This window comes from Virgibacillus chiguensis, assembly GCF_900129865.1.
GTDB lineage: Bacteria > Bacillota > Bacilli > Bacillales > Amphibacillaceae > Virgibacillus > Virgibacillus chiguensis.
In genome coordinates, this window is the sequence record NZ_FQXD01000014.1 from 41,950 (window position 1) to 59,430 (window position 17,481).

General features: G+C 38.8%; 13 protein-coding genes. 8 read left to right on the forward strand and 5 right to left on the reverse strand.

The features are described from left to right. Positions 1-350: 350 nt before the first annotated feature. From BUB45_RS14630 to BUB45_RS14660, 7 genes are all read left to right on the forward strand, one after another. Positions 351-1,904, forward strand: coding sequence for a Na+/H+ antiporter NhaC family protein (locus BUB45_RS14630; protein WP_073011213.1), 1,554 nt, complete (start codon positions 351-353; stop codon positions 1,902-1,904). 251 nt (positions 1,905-2,155) lie between these two features. Beyond that, positions 2,156-3,325 (forward strand): aminotransferase class I/II-fold pyridoxal phosphate-dependent enzyme, encoded by a 1,170-nt coding sequence (locus tag BUB45_RS14635; protein ID WP_073011216.1) that lies wholly within the window; start codon positions 2,156-2,158, stop codon positions 3,323-3,325. A 10-nt stretch (positions 3,326-3,335) separates the two neighbouring features. Beyond that, positions 3,336-4,988 (forward strand): thiamine pyrophosphate-binding protein, encoded by a 1,653-nt coding sequence (locus tag BUB45_RS14640; RefSeq protein WP_073011218.1) that lies wholly within the window; start codon positions 3,336-3,338, stop codon positions 4,986-4,988. Positions 4,989-5,015: 27 nt separating this feature from the next. Beyond that, the gene (locus tag BUB45_RS14645) at positions 5,016-6,512 is read left to right on the forward strand and encodes an aldehyde dehydrogenase family protein (RefSeq protein WP_073011221.1); all 1,497 of its coding nucleotides are present in this window, start codon (positions 5,016-5,018) and stop codon (positions 6,510-6,512) included. Positions 6,513-6,783: 271 nt separating this feature from the next. Beyond that, entirely contained in the window at positions 6,784-7,974 is a 1,191-nt protein-coding gene (locus BUB45_RS14650) for a saccharopine dehydrogenase family protein (protein WP_073011224.1), read from the forward strand. A 226-nt stretch (positions 7,975-8,200) separates the two neighbouring features. Next, positions 8,201-8,950, forward strand: coding sequence for an IclR family transcriptional regulator (locus BUB45_RS14655; RefSeq protein ID WP_073011227.1), 750 nt, complete (start codon positions 8,201-8,203; stop codon positions 8,948-8,950). 56 nt (positions 8,951-9,006) lie between these two features. Beyond that, positions 9,007-9,318 carry a DUF3870 domain-containing protein gene (locus BUB45_RS14660; RefSeq protein WP_073011230.1) on the forward strand — a complete coding sequence of 104 codons (312 nt, stop codon included), beginning with the start codon at positions 9,007-9,009 and terminating at the stop codon, positions 9,316-9,318. An 81-nt stretch (positions 9,319-9,399) separates the two neighbouring features. Here BUB45_RS14660 and BUB45_RS14665 read toward each other — a convergent pair whose 3' ends face one another. The 5 genes from BUB45_RS14665 to mreBH form a co-directional block, all read right to left on the reverse strand. Next, positions 9,400-9,675 carry a hypothetical protein gene (locus BUB45_RS14665; protein WP_084723729.1) on the reverse strand — a complete coding sequence of 92 codons (276 nt, stop codon included), beginning with the start codon at positions 9,673-9,675 and terminating at the stop codon, positions 9,400-9,402. 303 nt (positions 9,676-9,978) lie between these two features. Then, a complete protein-coding gene (locus tag BUB45_RS14670) occupies positions 9,979-11,427 on the reverse strand; it encodes an NAD-dependent succinate-semialdehyde dehydrogenase (protein ID WP_073011235.1) in 1,449 nt (482 codons plus the stop codon). A 340-nt stretch (positions 11,428-11,767) separates the two neighbouring features. Continuing rightward, on the reverse strand, positions 11,768-12,982 hold the full coding sequence (locus BUB45_RS14675; RefSeq protein ID WP_073011238.1) for an acyl-CoA dehydrogenase family protein: 1,215 nt from the start codon (positions 12,980-12,982) through the stop codon (positions 11,768-11,770). 81 nt (positions 12,983-13,063) lie between these two features. Then, positions 13,064-14,200, reverse strand: a complete 1,137-nt coding sequence (locus BUB45_RS14680) for a CaiB/BaiF CoA transferase family protein (protein ID WP_073011241.1) — start codon at positions 14,198-14,200, stop codon at positions 13,064-13,066. Between the two features lie 425 nt (positions 14,201-14,625). Further along, a complete protein-coding gene (mreBH, locus tag BUB45_RS14685; RefSeq protein ID WP_073011244.1) occupies positions 14,626-15,633 on the reverse strand; it encodes a rod-share determining protein MreBH in 1,008 nt (335 codons plus the stop codon). A gap of 708 nt (positions 15,634-16,341) precedes the next feature. Between mreBH and BUB45_RS14690 the strand changes: the two genes are divergently transcribed. Beyond that, positions 16,342-17,202, forward strand: a complete 861-nt coding sequence (locus BUB45_RS14690; RefSeq protein WP_073011246.1) for a CAP domain-containing protein — start codon at positions 16,342-16,344, stop codon at positions 17,200-17,202. Positions 17,203-17,481: the final 279 nt, after the last annotated feature.

The following is a 17,481-nucleotide window of genomic DNA, read 5'->3' on the forward strand; positions in this document are numbered from 1 at the left end:
AGGTGAGCGATTTCTGGAAGAAGGCGAGCGAAATCCCGTGTAGGTGAGCGATTTTTAGAAGAAGGCGAGCGAATTACCCGAGATGGTGAGCGATTTTAAAGATTAAGGTGCAGTTGAAAAACAAAGCAGCTGTAATAGATTCAATGATAAATGACGCTTGCTGAGGACTATTTTTAAATAAAAAAGAATATTGTTAATTATAAGATAAAATAAGAGGGTAGAGCATACCAATATCGTTTTTGGTTTTGCACTATAGGATAGTTTGACGTTTTTAGGTTTATAGTAGAAGCAAGTTTTCTAGGTGTAAAAAGTTGCTAAGAAATAATTTGCTTATAGGGAGGAGCGGTAACATGGAAGAAACAATATGGGCATTAATTCCGCCAGTGATGGCAATTATCATGGTTTTGTTGACGAAAAGAGTATTACTGTCTCTAGGTATGGGTATTATTACTGCAGGTTTGTTTTTAGCTGAGTTTCGTTTAGGAAGCACACTACAGTTCATATGGGAAGCGTTTAAAGGGGTGTTTATTGTAGACGGGGCACTAAATACGTGGAATATTTTTATATTGTTATTTGTCCTTATGCTAGGTATGCTAACAGCTTTAGTTACCATGATGGGAGGAACACGTTCTTTTGCTACATGGATGATTCGTAAGGTTAAAACGAGAGCTGGAGCAAAGTTAATGACGGTTTTATTTGGCGTTATTATTTTTGTTGATGATTATTTTAACAGCTTAACAGTTGGGCAGATTGCGAAGCCTGTTACAGATAAGCAACGCATATCACGTGCGAAGCTTGCTTACCTTGTCGATTCTACTTCTGCTCCAATTAGTGTAGTAGCACCTATATCAAGTTGGGGAGCTTATATTATTGGTATTATAGGTACATTATTAGCGACCCATCATATAACGGAGTACGGTGCTTTCCAAGCATTTTTACAAATGATTCCAATGAACTATTATGTTTGGGCTGCATTAGGCGTCGTCATATGGATAGCAACGAAACAAGTTGATTTTGGGCCTATGAAAGTGCATGAACAGCGGGCAATAAAAACAGGAGAGGTATTAAGTCCAGAGCGAAAAGAGCAAATAGATGTCGATGCAAAACTTTTTGTAAGTGAGCTTAGCCAAAAGCGCGATTTAGTTCTTCCGATGATTACTTTATTTTTGGCCACATTAATTGCTATCTATGTGAATGGTTTACGTAACGTAGAAGGCGAAAAAACATGGATGAATATACTCGGGAGCGCTGATGTATCTTTTGCGTTATTCGTTGGCGGTGTTATCGGTATGGGAATGACCATGATTCTTTTTTATCATCATATTCGCACAGGTAAACTATCCCTTAAAAACTTTATTATAGGAGCTGCTACAGGAGGTAAATCGATGATGCCTGGGTTCAGTATTCTTATTTTTGCTTGGGCTATCGCAACGTTAATTGATCAGCTTGGTACGGGCGTTTATTTAGCTAGTGTTGTCGAAGCTACACATGTAAGTTTTGATTTACTCCCATTTGTTGTATTTTTAATGGCGGGATTTATTGCATTTTCAACAGGTACATCTTGGGGATCATTTGGTATTTTACTGCCAATTGCTGCTGAAATAGCAGTAGCAACAGATGTAACGTTATTTTTACCTATGTTAGCGGCTGTATTAGCTGGGGCTGTATTTGGTGATCATTGTTCCCCTATTTCTGATACGACGATTTTGTCGGCAACGGGTTCTAGTTGCCATCATATTGATCATGTTACAACGCAAATCCCTTATGCGCTTGTAGCTGCAGGCATAGCTGGCATTGGGTATATTACCTTTGGATTTACAGGAAATGTCTGGTTAGGTTTAGGCCTAGTTATACTAATCATTTTAAGCTTATTTATCACTGTACGCAGAAATAAAGTGATATAAAAGTTGTGGGACGTAACAGAAATTTAATATTAAAAAATAAATTCAGTATATTGCTAATTGATAGAACATAATTTATACTAATGATAAATAAATGAAATGCCATTTCAATTAATGAAATAGAAGGATTGCCGCTGTTATCTTACCATAGAGCTTGTATACTATTTGCAAACTGTTTCAGCCAACACGTTTCATATGGTACGCCCGTTAAAGATGTTATGTAACTAAATGTCACTGTGTAAGGGAGAGAAGCAATGGTTTTTATTTCGGAAAAAGTACAAAATCTTCCTCCATATTTATTTTCGCAATTTCAGCAGCGAAAAAAACAATTGGAGAATAATGGTGTAGATGTCATTGATTTAGGGATTGGCTCTCCTGATTTGCCAACACCAGCATTTATTTGTGAGGAATTACAGGAGCAAGTAAAGTGTCCGGAAAATCATCGTTACTCTCCATATAGTGGATGTGACGAATTTAAGCAGGCAGTAGCTTCTTATTATGATAGACGCTACGCGGTCACACTTGACCCTAATACCGAAGTACTCGCATTAATTGGTTCTAAAGAAGGGATTGCTAACTTAATTCAAGCGGTTATTAATCCAATGGATAAAGTGCTTGTTCCAGATCCTGGCTATCCAGCTTATCGAAAAGGCGTTCATTTAGCAGGGGGAGTAAGTGTCACGTTGCCACTTGACGCTAAAAAAGGGTACGCACCTATGTTCCAGCATATATCTAAAGATGATGCGGAAGAAGCAAAAATGATGTTTTTAAATTACCCTAACAATCCAACAGCAGCGCATGCAGAATGGCGAACTTTCTTGGATGCGGTTTCTTTTTGTCGAAAATATAACATTCTACTTGCACATGATGCGGCTTATGATCTTGTAACCTTTGGAAAGTATCGAGCGCCAAGTGCTTTGCAAGTACCTGGCGCCAAAGAAAACGTTGTTGAATTAGGTTCCCTATCCAAGAGTTTTAATATGACCGGGTGGAGAATTGGCTATGTTGTCGGAAATAAGGAAGTTATTCATGCGCTTGCTACGCTAAAAGGTAATATAGATACGTGCCAGTTTATGCCCATACAAAAAGCTGCGGCAAAAGCTTTGACGAGTGATTTAACCGCTGTAGAAAAGAATAACTCAGTATATGAACAGAGAATAGAAAAGCTTTATCTTGCCTTAACAGAATTAGGATTCCATACTGAAAAACCAAGAGGGACGTTATACCTTTGGGTAGAAGTACCTAAAGGCGAAAGTTCTCTGTCATTTGCGAATCGACTTTTGGAAGAAGCGGGGATCATCGTAACGCCAGGAACGGCATTCGGAGATAATGGAGAAGGATTTATTCGAATTTCCCTTTCTGTGCATGCAGAACGTTTAGATGAAGTCATTCGCCGTTTAAAGGCGTTAAATAAAAGGAGATGACTAGAAGGAAATGAAGGAGAGGAAAGAAACTGCTGCACAGGCAATTGTTCATTGTTTACAGCAAGCACAAGTAGAAAAAGTTTTTTGTGTACCTGGTGAAAGTTATTTAGCTGTTTTAGACGCGCTCTACGATACACCATCTATAGAAGTGATTTCGGCTCGGCATGAAGGTGGTGCTAGCTTTATGGCAGAAGCTTATGCAAAATCTACTTTAAAGCCTGGTATTGTTATGGCGACAAGAGCAGTAGGGGCGGCTAATTTATCAATTGGCGTGCATACTGCCTACCAAGACTCTACACCATTGGTCGTATTTTTAGGGCAAGTTCATAGTAAATTTCGAGGGAGAGAAGGATTTCAAGAGGTGGATTTGGAGCAATACTTTCAATCTATTGCCAAATGGAGTATCGAATTGACAGATGCGGAGCGAACGGTAGAAATAGTCCAACGTGCATTTCACATCGCTACTTCAGGAAGACCTGGACCTGTTATCGTCTCTTTACCAGAAGATGTATTACCTCAAGAAGCGAATATGCTTTATCCGCCTATGCCACAAAGATCGTCACCAGCTCCTTCTGTATGGGAAGTGAAACAAGTAGAGGAATTATTAACAAATGCAAAACGACCTGTCATCATCGCTGGCGGCGGTGTAAAGAGTGCGAAGGCAGAACAAGATTTACAAATTTTTGCAGAAATGTTGCATTTACCAGTAGTAACTGCGTTTCGTAGGCATGATGTATTTCCAAATGATCATGTACTTTATGCAGGTCATCTTGGATTAGGTACACCGACGTCCATATTAAAAACAGTAAAGCAGGCAGATGTCGTTTTAGCATTAGGTACGAGACTATCAGAAGTGACCACCCAAGATTATTCGCTTCTATCTCCAGAACAACAACTCATCCATATTGACATTGATTACAACAGTATTGGCAAAAGCTATGCCCCAAATGTGGCGATTGTAGCGGATATAAAAGAAGCGCTCATGCAATTAATTACGCTAAAATCAACTTCTACAAATTGGGAAAATTGGGCTCTTTCCTGCAATGCTGCTTATATGCAAGCGAGTCGCAAAGAAGAAAGTTCATCTACAAATATAAATAGAAATATTATTGATCATATAAAAACGACATTACCTTATGACGCTATCATTACGAATGATGCTGGTAATTTTGCAAGTTGGATCCACCAATTTTATATGTTTAATCAGTCGCATACGTATGTTGGTCCGACCTCAGGTGCCATGGGATATGGTCTGCCAGCAGCTATAGGTGCAAAACTTGCTTACCCTGAGCGAACAGTTATTGCTTTTGCTGGAGACGGCGGTTTTATGATGACTTGTCAAGAATTAGAGACAGCAGTCCGTTATGATATTCCAGTCATATGTCTCGTTTTTAATAATAAGATGTATGGGACCATTCGTATGCACCAAGAAATGCATTATCCGACAAGAGTGGTCGCTACAGATTTAGGAGATGTTCGTTTTAAAGAATTAGCGAACAGTATGGGAGCGGTTGGCTATCGGGTTACAACGATGCAAGAATTTAAGGTTGCGTTTGCAGAAAGTTGTCAAATAAAAAAACCAACAGTAATTGAAATTATGAGTGACTCTGAGCAAATATCTGTGACAGCAACAATTACAGACATACGTAAAGCGAGAAAATGATAAATACAAAATAGGAGGAGTTTTCATATGACAACCATTTTACAAACAGATAAGCTGAAAAATTTTATTGCAGGGGAGTGGCAGGAAGCAAATCCGACAGTAGCTGTTCATAATCCGGCAACGGGCCAGGAAATTGTGCATGTGCCCTTGTCAGGTAAAACAGAAGTCGACCAAGCAGTGGAAGCAGCAAAGCAAGCGCAAAAAGATTGGTCACTGGTTCCAGCTCCTCAACGGGCAGAAGTTCTTTATCAAGTAGGAATTTTAATGAAAGAGCGAAAAGAAATGCTTTCCCAATTATTAACGATGGAGAACGGAAAGGTGTTAGAAGAAGCGCGAGGGGAAGTGCAAGAGGGAATTGATATGGCCTTTTATATGGCAGGAGAAGGACGCCGGTTATTTGGGCAAACGACGCCTGCAGAATTAAAGGATAAGTTTGCGATGAGTCAGCGTTGCCCTGTTGGTGTAGTGGGAATTATCACCCCATGGAATTTTCCAATAGCAATCGCTACGTGGAAATCATTTCCGGCGATCGTTGCTGGTAATGCGGTCGTTTGGAAACCTGCGACAGAAACGCCAATTATGGCTTATGAATTAGCGAAAATTTTTGCAGAAGCAGGGTTGCCAAAAGGAGTACTAAATGTTGTCTTTGGTAGTGGGGCTTCAGTAGGTGATGCGATGGTGCATCATGAAGCTATTCGTGTTATTTCTTTTACGGGTTCCAATGATACTGGTAGAGACATTGCTGCTTCCTGTGGACGACAACTGAAGAAGGTGTCGTTAGAAATGGGTGGGAAGAATGCGGTAATCGTAATGGATGATGCTGACTTAGATTTGGCGGCAGAAGGGATCATTTGGAGTGCGTTTGGAACGAGTGGGCAGCGTTGTACAGCGTGTAGCAGAGTAATTGTACATGAAAAGGTAAAGCAACAGCTAGAAGAACGATTGCTTATGAAAGTGGAAGAGTTAACCATCGGAAATGGTCTGGATAAAACGGTGCAGGTAGGTCCAATTATTAACCGACAAGGATTGGAGAAAATTAAAAAATATGTTCAACTAGGTAAAGAAGAAGGTGCAACATTACTTGCTGGTGGTGAAGAATGGAGCTCAAAGGACGGCGATTTGGGAGGTTATTTCTTTGCGCCAACGATTTTTACGGATGCGACTGCTTCAATGCGAATTGCTCAAGAAGAAATATTTGGTCCTGTCGTTTCATTAATTTCTGTAACGGATTTTGATGAAGCAATTGAAGTAAATAATCAAGTAGCATATGGCTTGTCTAGCTCTATTTTCACCAAAGACGTGAACCGTGTATTTCGCGCCCAAAGAGATTTAGATACTGGCATTGTTTATGTTAATGCTGGAACAACAGGCGCAGAAATCCACCTTCCATTTGGGGGGACAAAAGGAACTGGAAATGGCCATCGTGATTCAGGTGTGCAGGCGCTGGATGTATTTACGGAATGGAAAGCGATCTATGTAGATTTTAGTGGGAAATTGCAGCGTGCGCAAATTGATACCGAATAAAGGAAAGTATGCTTAAAAAACTTTATATTGAAAAATTGTAAAAAAGGGAATAAGTTGTTTGGTGAGTTCAAGGTAGTGACCCTAGCGAAATGAGCATTTGAACACTTTTGGCGAGTGAGAAATGTCAATTCAACTTGAGGAATCGTCCGCCTGTCGTGTGAAGCGACGTGTTCAATGTACGTAAATATGTTCAAGTAGTAAACAAATAAACGATTAGAAATAATAGGCGGAATTATCAAGCCTAAAAAAGATTATACGAGGAGGGAATTTAGTGAAAGTAGGTGTTTTAGGAGCTGGACTAATGGGGAAAGAAGCAGCTAGAGATTTAGTTGCGAGTGAAGGGGTGACAGCTGTAGGCTTAGCAGATATTGATTTATCAAAGGCGAGTAATATTTGCAATCAACTGTCCTCGAATAAACTGACCCCTTATCAAGTAAACGCAGCAGATGATGTTGAATTAGCGAATTACATTCGAAAATTTGATGTGGTTATAAATGCTTTGTTTTACTCGTTTAATGAAATTGTTGCTAAAACTGCTATTCGTGTGGGCGTGCATGCCGTTGACTTAGGCGGGCATATCGGACATATGACAGATAAAGTCTTAGCACTCCACAAACAAGCTAAGGAAGCAGGTGTTACGTTAATTCCTGATCTAGGCGTGGCCCCTGGTATGATTAATATTCTTTCTGGTTTCGGAGCTAGCAAGCTAGACCAATTAAAAACGATTAAGCTGTATGTAGGTGGTATTCCAGTAAAACCGGAACCACCATTAGAATATAACCATGTATTTTCGATGGAAGGTGTATTTGATCATTATACAGACCCATCACTTATTATTAGAAATGGTGTAAAGCAGGAGGTCCCTTCTTTATCTGAAGTGGAAACCATTCATTTTGATAGATTCGGTCCACTGGAAGCTTTTCATACGTCAGGGGGAACTTCAACATTATCCATTTCTTTTCCACAGCTAGAAACGTTGGAATATAAAACGATACGTTATCCGGGGCACGCAGAAAAGTTTCAATTGCTTGTTGATTTGAATTTAACTAAGGAAAATTATTCTGTTGATGTACATGGTCAAAAAATCTGCCCGCGTGACGTATTGTTAAAAGTTTTAGACCCTATCGTTGACTTAGGTGATAAAGAAGATGCTGTCCTATTGCGAGTACTTGTCGCTGGCAAAAAAGCAGATGTAGAAACGACCTATATTTATGAGATGACAACGTATAAAGATGTGGATACAAACGTTACTGCGATGGCTAGAGCAACAGCGAATACGATTTCGATTGTTGCCCAAATGATTGCGAGCCAAAAGATCGGTAGAAAAGGAGTTTATCCTCCTGAGCAAGTCGTTCCTGGAGATATTTACATGAAAGAAATGGCAAAGCGTGGTGTATCCATTTCTGAACAGCAAGTAACGAAAGAACAGCAGACTGTATATTCGCACGTCAAGGAGAAATAGAACACGGGCTTAAGTGAATCAAGTATCTGTCAGTATGTAACAGTGGGGGATAAAAATAAAAGCCCCCACTGATGGAAAGAGTGCTACTAGATTGTCCACCAAAAGGCAGAAAAGTAGGGGAATTCAACATATTTAAAAAGCAATATACCATATGTACAAGAGCCATAGAATAACGATAATACCATGGGTGTTCGCACTATCTAAAAGAATAAAAGGAGCCTCATTTATGAATCAAAGTGTCTTGAAAGCATTGACATTACTCGATTTATTTCAAGATGAGAATAATAAGTTATCCTTGAAAGAAATTGCCGAACAAGCTGGTATGTCAAAGTCAACAACATACCGTTTACTTGCAGCTTTAGAACAAAAGGGTTATGTCTCAAGAGGAAAGGGGCGAGAAAGTGGAACATACTGTTTAGGTTTAAAACTAATGGAATTAGGCAATTTAGTTGCTAGCCGAATCGAAATTAGGCAGATAGCCCTGCCCTTTATGCAAGCGTTAGCCAAAGAGATTAATGAAGTGGTGCATCTCGTAATTAAGAATCATGATCAGGCTACATATATTGAAAAAGTAGAGAGCACGCGGGCTTTACGCTTGTATACGAAAGTTGGCAAGAGTGTGCCATTGTATCTTGGTTCTGGCCCTAAATTACTATTCGCTTATTTACCTGAGGCAAAACAACAAGAAATTGTGCAACGATTGGAACTTCCATTAGAGAAAAAAGAAAATGTAATTCAAGAATTACGGGATATTAGAAAAAATGGTTTTGCCTACAGTGTCGGAGAGCAGGATGAAGATACGACAGGTATCTCTTACCCTGTTTTTAATCACCATCATGACATGGTGGCTTCATTGACAATAAGTGGATTATCAACTCGATTTTGCGGAGAGAACTTACAAAAATTAAAGAAAGATACAAAACAGGCAGCTAACCGTATATCGGAAAAACTAGGCTATCAGGTGAAGTATGGATAACGATTATTAAGCAGTTATCCATGTAAGGTTAGAAAGTTATTAGGAGGGAAACGATATTGAATACGGTTTTTATTGCTGGACATGCACGTCTACCTTCAGGAATGGCGGCACAAAGTATGTATGAGACATTAACAATTACTGCTGAAATTGATAGAAAGTATGCAGTAATCGTTACAGCTAGCTGTACACTTGCTACGGAACATGGAAAAGAATTTGTGCAACATTTGCTTCGTGGCCATAGTTTGCAAGATGGAATTGACAAACCAGTAGAAATGATAAAGGTGCATTATTTAGGAAAAGCTGGGAACGCTCTTGCATCTGCTTTAAAAGATTTATACAAACAATATGAGACTAGAAAACAAGGGTGACATCACATTCTTATTTCTTGTTGGAGGTAGTATAGTCTTACCCTCCCTACTTTACCAGAGTAGAGAGGGCTTACTTAATTACTAAAATAATTCTAAAACTATATCTGAGATTCTATGTCTTAATACTAATTGCGCTTTTCGAGCTTTTATACTGAGGTTTGCTAAATCTTCTGCTTGCTCTTCCCACGGTAAACCAGTCTCGTTTTCCAATTTTATGACTTCATCTTCCATCCATTCTGTAAAACTTTCATAAATTTGTTCCGCTTTCTCTTCTTTTCTAAATGGTTCCGGTACTTGATAATTTAAATTGGCAATCCATGTTTGAAAAACGCTTTTACCATATTCGTCGAAGATCACTTGAAATTCAGCAAGTAAGTGGTCTATAAGTTTTTCTGGAAACCTTTCCTCAGCCAGTTGTTGCTCTATGCTTTCGATGGTAATTCCTCTATATTTGTTAGCGAAATATTTATTACTTAAATATTCAGCTATTTTTCATTTAAATCACCTCTATGAATAAGTACGATGATTACGTAGTGAAAGTTTCAAAGAGGTGAATATTAGCGGGTTTTTAGGTGCTTATTTCACGTCGCGACTTATCAAGCAAGCCACTTTTATTTGGTAGGTTGGTGATATCGTGCTAAATTACAGCGAAAGAATAACTTAATTCATACCAAAAGAAATCAATTTCTTTTCCATAAATTCTTCCATCCCGTGATGACCGCCTTCTTTCCCCAAGCCAGATTGTTTCACACCTCCAAATGGTGCTTCAGGTGTTGCAGGGAATACGTCATTCACACCAACGATACCATAATCAAGCTTTTCAGATACACGAATGGCCGTGCTTGTATTTTCTGTAAAAACATAAGCGGCTAAACCATAGTCTGTATCGTTAGCTTTTGTAATGACTTCTGTCTCATCAGAGAACGGTTGAACTGGCAGTACAGGTCCAAACGTTTCTTCATGCATAATCTTCATATCCTCTGTTATGTTAGAAAGGATCGTTGGATTGAAATAACAATGAGAAAATCCTTGTTTGTGCCAACGCTCTCCTCCGTATTCGATAACTGCCCCTTTTGCAACGGCATCTTGCACATGTCCTTCTACTTTTTCGCATGCTTGTTCATTAATTAACGGGCCAATAGTTGTGCCATCTTCTAAACCATCGCCAATTTGGAATTTGGCAATCTTTTGTTTTAATAACTGGATGAAATCAGCAACCACTGATTCATGAACAAACAGCCGATTTGTACATATGCAAGTTTGCCCATTATTGCGGAACTTGCTTGCCAAAACAAGCGAAGCGGCTTTTGCTAAATTGGCATCGGGAAAAACGATACTTGGTGCATGCCCGCCTAATTCTAAAGAAAGCTTTTTTACATGATCGGCACTTTCCCGCATTAAATGCTTTCCGACTGCTGTTGAACCTGTAAAGGTAAGTAGTCGAACTTCTTTATGTGTAAGTAATTGTTTACCAATTGCTTCTGCATCTCCTGTTACGAGGTTTACTACGCCTTTAGGTAAGCCGGCACGTTCAAAAATCTTCATAATTTCAATAGCAGATAATGGGGTCTCCGGTGCAGGTTTAAGTACAGCTGTACATCCTGCCGCTAATGCGGGTGCAAGTTTTCGCGTAATCATAGAAGATGGAAAGTTCCACGGGGTTATAGCACCAATGACACCAACTGGTTGCGACATGACAACGAGTCTTTTCGCATTTGTCGATGAAGGAAGCCATTCCCCGTAATTTCTACTTGCTTCTTCGGCGTACCATAATAGAAATTGTGCTGCTCCTTTTACTTCTCCTACTGCTTCACGGAGTGGTTTACCTTGTTCCATTGTCAATATGTTTCCGAGTCGCTCCGCATCTTCTAACATTAGTTGCGAAGCCTTATAAAGAAATGATGCACGTTCTCTACCGGTTTTTTCACTCCATATAGGGAATGCTTGTAATGCTGCGTGGATTGCTTGCTTTGTTTCCTCTGCACCTGCATAAGCGACCGATGTGATTGCTTTTCCAGTAGCTGGATTATAAATAACTTCCGCCAAATTTTCGTTAATATCCTGCCACTCGCCATCAATAAAAACACTTTTTGTATAGGTATTGAACATAAAAGACCTCCTCATATAGGTTTTATTCATTGTAGGAAAGCTAAGCTTTATCATACAATCCAAGTTTTTCTAACAAGTTAATAAAGTATAAAATTAGAGGCTTGTGTGAAAAAGGGAATGACTGAATAACCACGTCCGGCTCCAGCACCCAGCAACTAGACAACTTCACTTCATTGCCCTATCTTAATTCATCATCGGTTTGTCGCCTAAGAGGAAGGCCGACTAAGAACGGACTTGCCGCCCGACATCGGGATACCCCTGTTTTATGGCCTATTGCTAGATCTTTCGTTAATTCGTTCCAGTCGCTACGTTGCTACACGGGCGCCTGAGCCTTTGTGCATCACTTTTTAATGGGGATACTTTCATTTTCTTTCCAAGCCGGCAACATTTTATAAAGTGGCTTATCATTACGGTAGCCAAGTACGTATTCAGCTTGCATAATCGTATGAATTTCTCTCGTTCCTTCATAAATGACTGGTGCTTTTGAATTACGTAAATAACGCTCAACAGGGTATTCATCAGAGAACCCGTAAGCACCATGAATTTGTACAGCATCATCAGCAGCTTTATTTGCAAAATCGCAAGCTTGCCATTTAGCTAGAGAAGTTTCACGAGTATTGCGTTTCCCGGCATTTTTTAATTCTCCGGCACGATAAACGAGTAGGCGGCTCATTTGTAGCCCAGCTTCCATGTTGGCAAGCATTTGTTGTACGAGTTGGTGTTTCCCTATTTCCTTACCAAAGGTGGATCGTTCATGGCAATAAGCTACACTTGCTTCTAAACAAGCCATAATTTGTCCGACTGCGCCTGCTGCTACTGTAAATCTACCGTTATCTAAAGCTGACATTGCAATTTTAAAACCTTCTCCTTCTTCTCCTAGGAGATTTTCTTTTGGAACTTTCACGTGGTCAAAAAAGATCTCTCCTGTATTCCCTGAACGAATGCCCAGTTTGCCTTTAATAGCTTGTGAAGAAAACCCTTCCCATTCTCTTTCTACAATAAATGCTGAAATCCCTTTATGTTTTTCTGATCGATCTTTTGTGTAGGCGAAAACAATGAAGTTGTCTGCTGTATCGCATAAGGAAATCCACGTTTTTTGACCATTTAGTATATAGTAGTCGCCTTGTCGATAAGCGGTTGAATCCATTGCAGCAACATCTGACCCCGCGCCAGGCTCTGTTAGTCCAAATGCGCCAATTTTTACTCCTTTTGCTTGAGGGACTAAGTATTTCTGTTTTTGTTCTTCATTTGCCCATTGTAATAACGTCATGCTATTTAAACCGGTGTGGACAGAAACAGCCGTACGAAATGCCGTATCTCCACGTTCCAATTCTTCACAAACAATGGCAAGTGCATTATAATCCATTCCACTACCACCGTATTTCTCTGGTATGCACACACCCATTAATCCTAAATCAGCTAGTTTTTCTAAAATATCTGGGTCAAATTTTCCGTTTCGATCCCAATCGGCGATATAAGGCATAATCTCTTTATCTGTAAATTGACGTACCGTATTGCGTAACATATTTTGTTCTTCCGTAAATTGAAAATCCATTTTCATTACAACTCCTTTTAAATAGTGAATGTGTTTTTATAACGATGTTTTTTAAAAAATTTGCATAGGATTCAAAGATGGTTAATCATTTAAAAACATTTGATTATGTTCCCCCGCATTTGGCGGGTGATATCGATACGATACAGGTGTACGAGATAGTTTTAACGGACTTCCAATTAAATGAATATCTCCAGCGGTTGGATGCTTCATTTGAACAAACATGTCTCTAGCTAATAACTGTGAATCTCTTGCTACCTCAGCCAAATTTTGAATAGGACCACATGGAATAGATTGCTGTCTGCATTCTTTTAGCCAATAAGCCGTTGGTTGTTGTAAAAACAACTGCTGTAGTAGTCGTACTAACTCGTTTCTGTTCGCTACACGATCAGGATTGGTTTTAAATTTAGGATCTGTTTTTAAAGAAGCAGCACCAAGAATATCGCATAACATCTGAAACTGTCGGTCATTTCCAGCGGCTATGACCATTTCTCCATCTTTTGTATGAAACGTCTGATATGGAACGATGTTCGCATGCTGATTACCGAGCTGTGAGGGTATTTCTCCAGACATGAAATAGTTGCTTCCAATATTGACAAGTGCACTAACCGCTGCATCATACAAGGCAATATCTAATTTTTGACCTTGCTTGGATTTAGATCTTTCTAGTAAAGCAGCTTGTATGCCTATCGTTGCATACATACCCGTTAAAACATCTGTGATCGCAACTCCCATTTTTTGTGGGCCTGTTTGTTCATCACCAGTAATGCTCATCAGTCCACTCATAGCTTGAATAATAAAATCGTAACCAGGCAAATCTTTAAAGGGTCCTGTTTCCCCGAAACCAGTAATCGAACAATAAATTAATTTTGGGTTAATGGAGGATAATGTGTGATAACTTAATCCGAAACGCTCCATTGTACCTGTTTTAAAATTATGAATGATAACGTCGCTCTCTTTAACCAGTTGTTTAATTTTTTCCGCACCTGATGCCGATTTTAGGTCAAGAGTAATACTTTTCTTATTACGATTTGCACATAAATAATATGCACTCACTTCTTCTTGAAAAGGAGGACCCCATTTACGTGTTTCATCACTTCCACCAGGCGCTTCCACTTTAATAATTTCTGCACCTAAATCGCCCATAATCATGGTGCAATATGGCCCTGCCAATACTCTAGATAAATCTAGAACACGAATATGTTCCAAAGCTCCTGCCATGCTTTCCCTCCTTCTAATACATATTTTGACTGAAACGCTTGCATGCATGGAATATTCGTAACCGCTATACTTTCTGATCGTATAAAAAAAGCCAGTTCAATTTAAATTACAAACGACTGTAATTTAAATATGAACTGGCTTTCGCCTGCTTAGACAACTCTGGAATGGAGTTGTAGTCAGGCTAGGCAGTAAGTTGATAGGAATTATTTAGTAGGAGTAAATAATTTCTTATTTTTCAGTATACTACAAATAGAATGAAATGTAAACGATTGCTTGTAAGGTTTTATATGGTGCCGTAATCTCCTTATTCATAATAAGAAAAGAGGAAACGGCACCAACATAGTAGCTTCATTTAGAAACGGTATACAAACATTTCCTAGAAATGAAAGCAGAACAGTGTACAAATATCGAACGAGGAGTCCCCATTATTTAGTAGCTTTTTGTAATTTATGAATCATTTTTAAAGAGCGTCCTGTTCCTATTGCAACAGACTCCAAAGGATTAGGTGCTAGGTGAACAGGCACAATCAACTCATGAGATAACCACTCCTGCATACCTTGTAGCAAAGCTCCACCTCCTGTAAGTACAATGCCGTGATCTACAATATCACCACTTAACTCAGGAGGACAGTTCTCTAATGTGGTACGAATAGCTCCTAATACTTGTTCCAATGATTCTTTTAAAGCAAGATAAACTTCCTTGGAAGTAATGGTAAGCGTCTTTGGTAAGCCAGTAACCATATCACGACCGCGAATTTCCATTGTCTTTTCTTTATGGTTTGGATGTGCATAACCTATCTCCATTTTTATATTTTCTGCTGTTCGTTCACCAATAAGAATGTTATAGTTTTTGCGGATATGATGAATAATTTCTTCATCCATTTTATCTCCGCCAACTCGAACAGAATTGCAGGACACGACGCCGCCGAAAGATATAATACCGACTTCCGAAGTACCTCCACCAATGTCAACAACTACATTGGCGACCGGCTCATCAACAGGTAAATCCGCTCCAATAGCAGCGGCGATTGGCTCTTCAATTAAGTGAACTTGTTTTGCACCGTAGCTTGATACTGCATTATGGATAGCTCTTCGTTCTACAGTCGTGCTTCCTGATGGTGTACATACGACAACAACAGGTTTACGCATGGACATACCAATTTGCTTGCTTACTTTTTTTAAAAACGCTTTTAACATTTGGGATGTAACATCATAATCCGCAATCACGCCGTCTTTTAATGGTCGGATAGGAATGATGTTCTGTGGTGTTTTTCCGACCATTTCTTTTGCCTCAGTACCTACTGCCACTACTTGTTTTGTATTTACATCAATAGCAACAACAGATGGTTCATTTAATACAATTCCTTTTGATTTCGTGTATATTAAAATGTTTGCGGTTCCTAAATCAATTCCAACTTCTGCAGTAGAAAACATAATTGAATCCTCCAATAAATACATTTTTCTTTTTATACTAATTAAGAAAGCATAAAAGTTTAAAGGTTTATAGTATAAGCAAAACTACGATTTGCGCTATAAAGAATATCATGGATATAAGGTGCTGTATGACTTTTGCTTCAAGTATTGGAAATACTTAACTAGGTTAGATAACAGCACCTAACCCTACTTGTTTAAAGATGCACTTTATAGCATTCTCTTAATTTTTACCATTTTAGGGGGTAGCTGGACAAGTGTTAGTTTACATTATAGGAAAGTTTATAGTATAAGAAAAACGAACATCTCCCAAAAATACTTGGCAAAAAGCTGGTGCTTCTATCCAACATGACATGATAACATGAACTAACATGCCAGTCAGCCACTTCATGTTAAAAATCTATTATACTATATTTTTTATCTATCGGGGGAATAGGAGCGTAACAATTTCATTACAGATTGTCAGGTTTTGTAATATAAGCTCGAACATTTCAAGTGTGTCAATACTAAATTTAATGAAATGTTTTCCTAGAGGTTGAAAATTTGCCATTTTTTTTGCCTATAAGCAAATAATAGTTCCTTATGTCTCAAGACTTGATTATATAGACAAATATGAATAACTGTTTTTGGAAATCGATGGCATAATTATTACAAAAAATCCATGCTATGATGAATTTGCACAAAACAAAACCAGAGGGAGTGTATACAAACATGTTTAAGAAAGTAGCTGTTACCGTAGCTATATCATCAGCTTTATTATTTGGTGGAGCTTTATCAGCCTCAGCAGATACGATGTCTAAAGATAACTCACAATGTCAGTACAAAGTCTACTATTCTATAAATGGTAATTGGCAAAGTATTTCTGAAAATAATATAAATCAATTGCTTCAGAAGTATATGAGTAATATGCAACGTTATGGAAAAAAAATAGATTGGAATAATGTTCATATAGAAAAACAAGAAGCTAACAAGGAAAATGCTAATCAAGCAGCAGATAAGCAAGATAAAAAAGAAGCAAATCAATCAACACCAGAACAACCAAAGCAAGTAGAACAGAAACCAAAAGAACAAACACCTGCAGAACAACCTGCAGAGAAGCCCGCACAACAAAAACCTGTACAACAAGAAAAACCAAGTAATCAACAAGCGCAAGAGAAAGAGCAGCAAGAGCCTTCTCAAGCAGATAAAAGCGAGTTAAGTCAATTTGAGCAGGAAGTTGTTGATTTAACGAATCAAGAAAGAGCAAAACAAGGTTTACCTGCACTAAAAATAGATACAGAGCTTAGCAAAGTGGCACGTGCAAAGTCTAAAGATATGGCAGCAAGTGGATATTTTGCTCATAATAGCCCAACATACGGCTCTCCATTTGATATGATGAAACAATTTGGGGTTAGCTATTCCACAGCAGGAGAAAACATTGCAAAAGGGCAGCGTAGCCCGCAAGAAGTAGTCAATGCTTGGATGAATAGCCAAGGACACCGTGAAAATATTATGAATGCTAAGTTTACACATATCGGTGTTGGTTATGTAGAGCAAGGCAACCATTGGACACAACAGTTTATTGATAAATAATATATCATTCTTTATATGTTTAGCTTGTAGAGAAACAACTCGTTTCCTACAAGCTTTTTTCTGCGTGGTTTTGCTGATGTGCCTCTTCAATAGAACGAGGAAATCTACGACAGCAAAACACGACAAGCAACTTCGAGGTGTCTTCGTATTTTTATTCGAATGCTCGCGCTAAGAGTGAGCGATAAAAGAGCTCTCCACTGCTATAATGAGAAAGGTTGCCCAAGCTGATGTCCGGAAGAAAAGGGCATCCTTAGTAGATAAGACAAGCTTATTACATAC

What these genes read in the sequence shown, in the direction of transcription:
- BUB45_RS14640 (WP_073011218.1), top strand. Translation starts at nt 3,336, where the DNA reads ATGAAGGAGAGGAAAGAAACTGCTGCACAGGCAATTGTTCATTGTTTA.
- BUB45_RS14635 (WP_073011216.1), top strand. Translation starts at nt 2,156, where the DNA reads ATGGTTTTTATTTCGGAAAAAGTACAAAATCTTCCTCCATATTTATTT.
- BUB45_RS14675 (WP_073011238.1), bottom strand. Translation starts at nt 12,982, where the DNA reads ATGGATTTTCAATTTACGGAAGAACAAAATATGTTACGCAATACGGTA.
- mreBH (WP_073011244.1), bottom strand. Translation starts at nt 15,633, where the DNA reads ATGTTTTCTACTGCAGAAGTTGGAATTGATTTAGGAACCGCAAACATT.
- BUB45_RS14670 (WP_073011235.1), bottom strand. Translation starts at nt 11,427, where the DNA reads ATGTTCAATACCTATACAAAAAGTGTTTTTATTGATGGCGAGTGGCAG.
- BUB45_RS14645 (WP_073011221.1), top strand. Translation starts at nt 5,016, where the DNA reads ATGACAACCATTTTACAAACAGATAAGCTGAAAAATTTTATTGCAGGG.
- BUB45_RS14655 (WP_073011227.1), top strand. Translation starts at nt 8,201, where the DNA reads ATGAATCAAAGTGTCTTGAAAGCATTGACATTACTCGATTTATTTCAA.
- BUB45_RS14680 (WP_073011241.1), bottom strand. Translation starts at nt 14,200, where the DNA reads ATGGCAGGAGCTTTGGAACATATTCGTGTTCTAGATTTATCTAGAGTA.
- BUB45_RS14630 (WP_073011213.1), top strand. Translation starts at nt 351, where the DNA reads ATGGAAGAAACAATATGGGCATTAATTCCGCCAGTGATGGCAATTATC.
- BUB45_RS14690 (WP_073011246.1), top strand. Translation starts at nt 16,342, where the DNA reads ATGTTTAAGAAAGTAGCTGTTACCGTAGCTATATCATCAGCTTTATTA.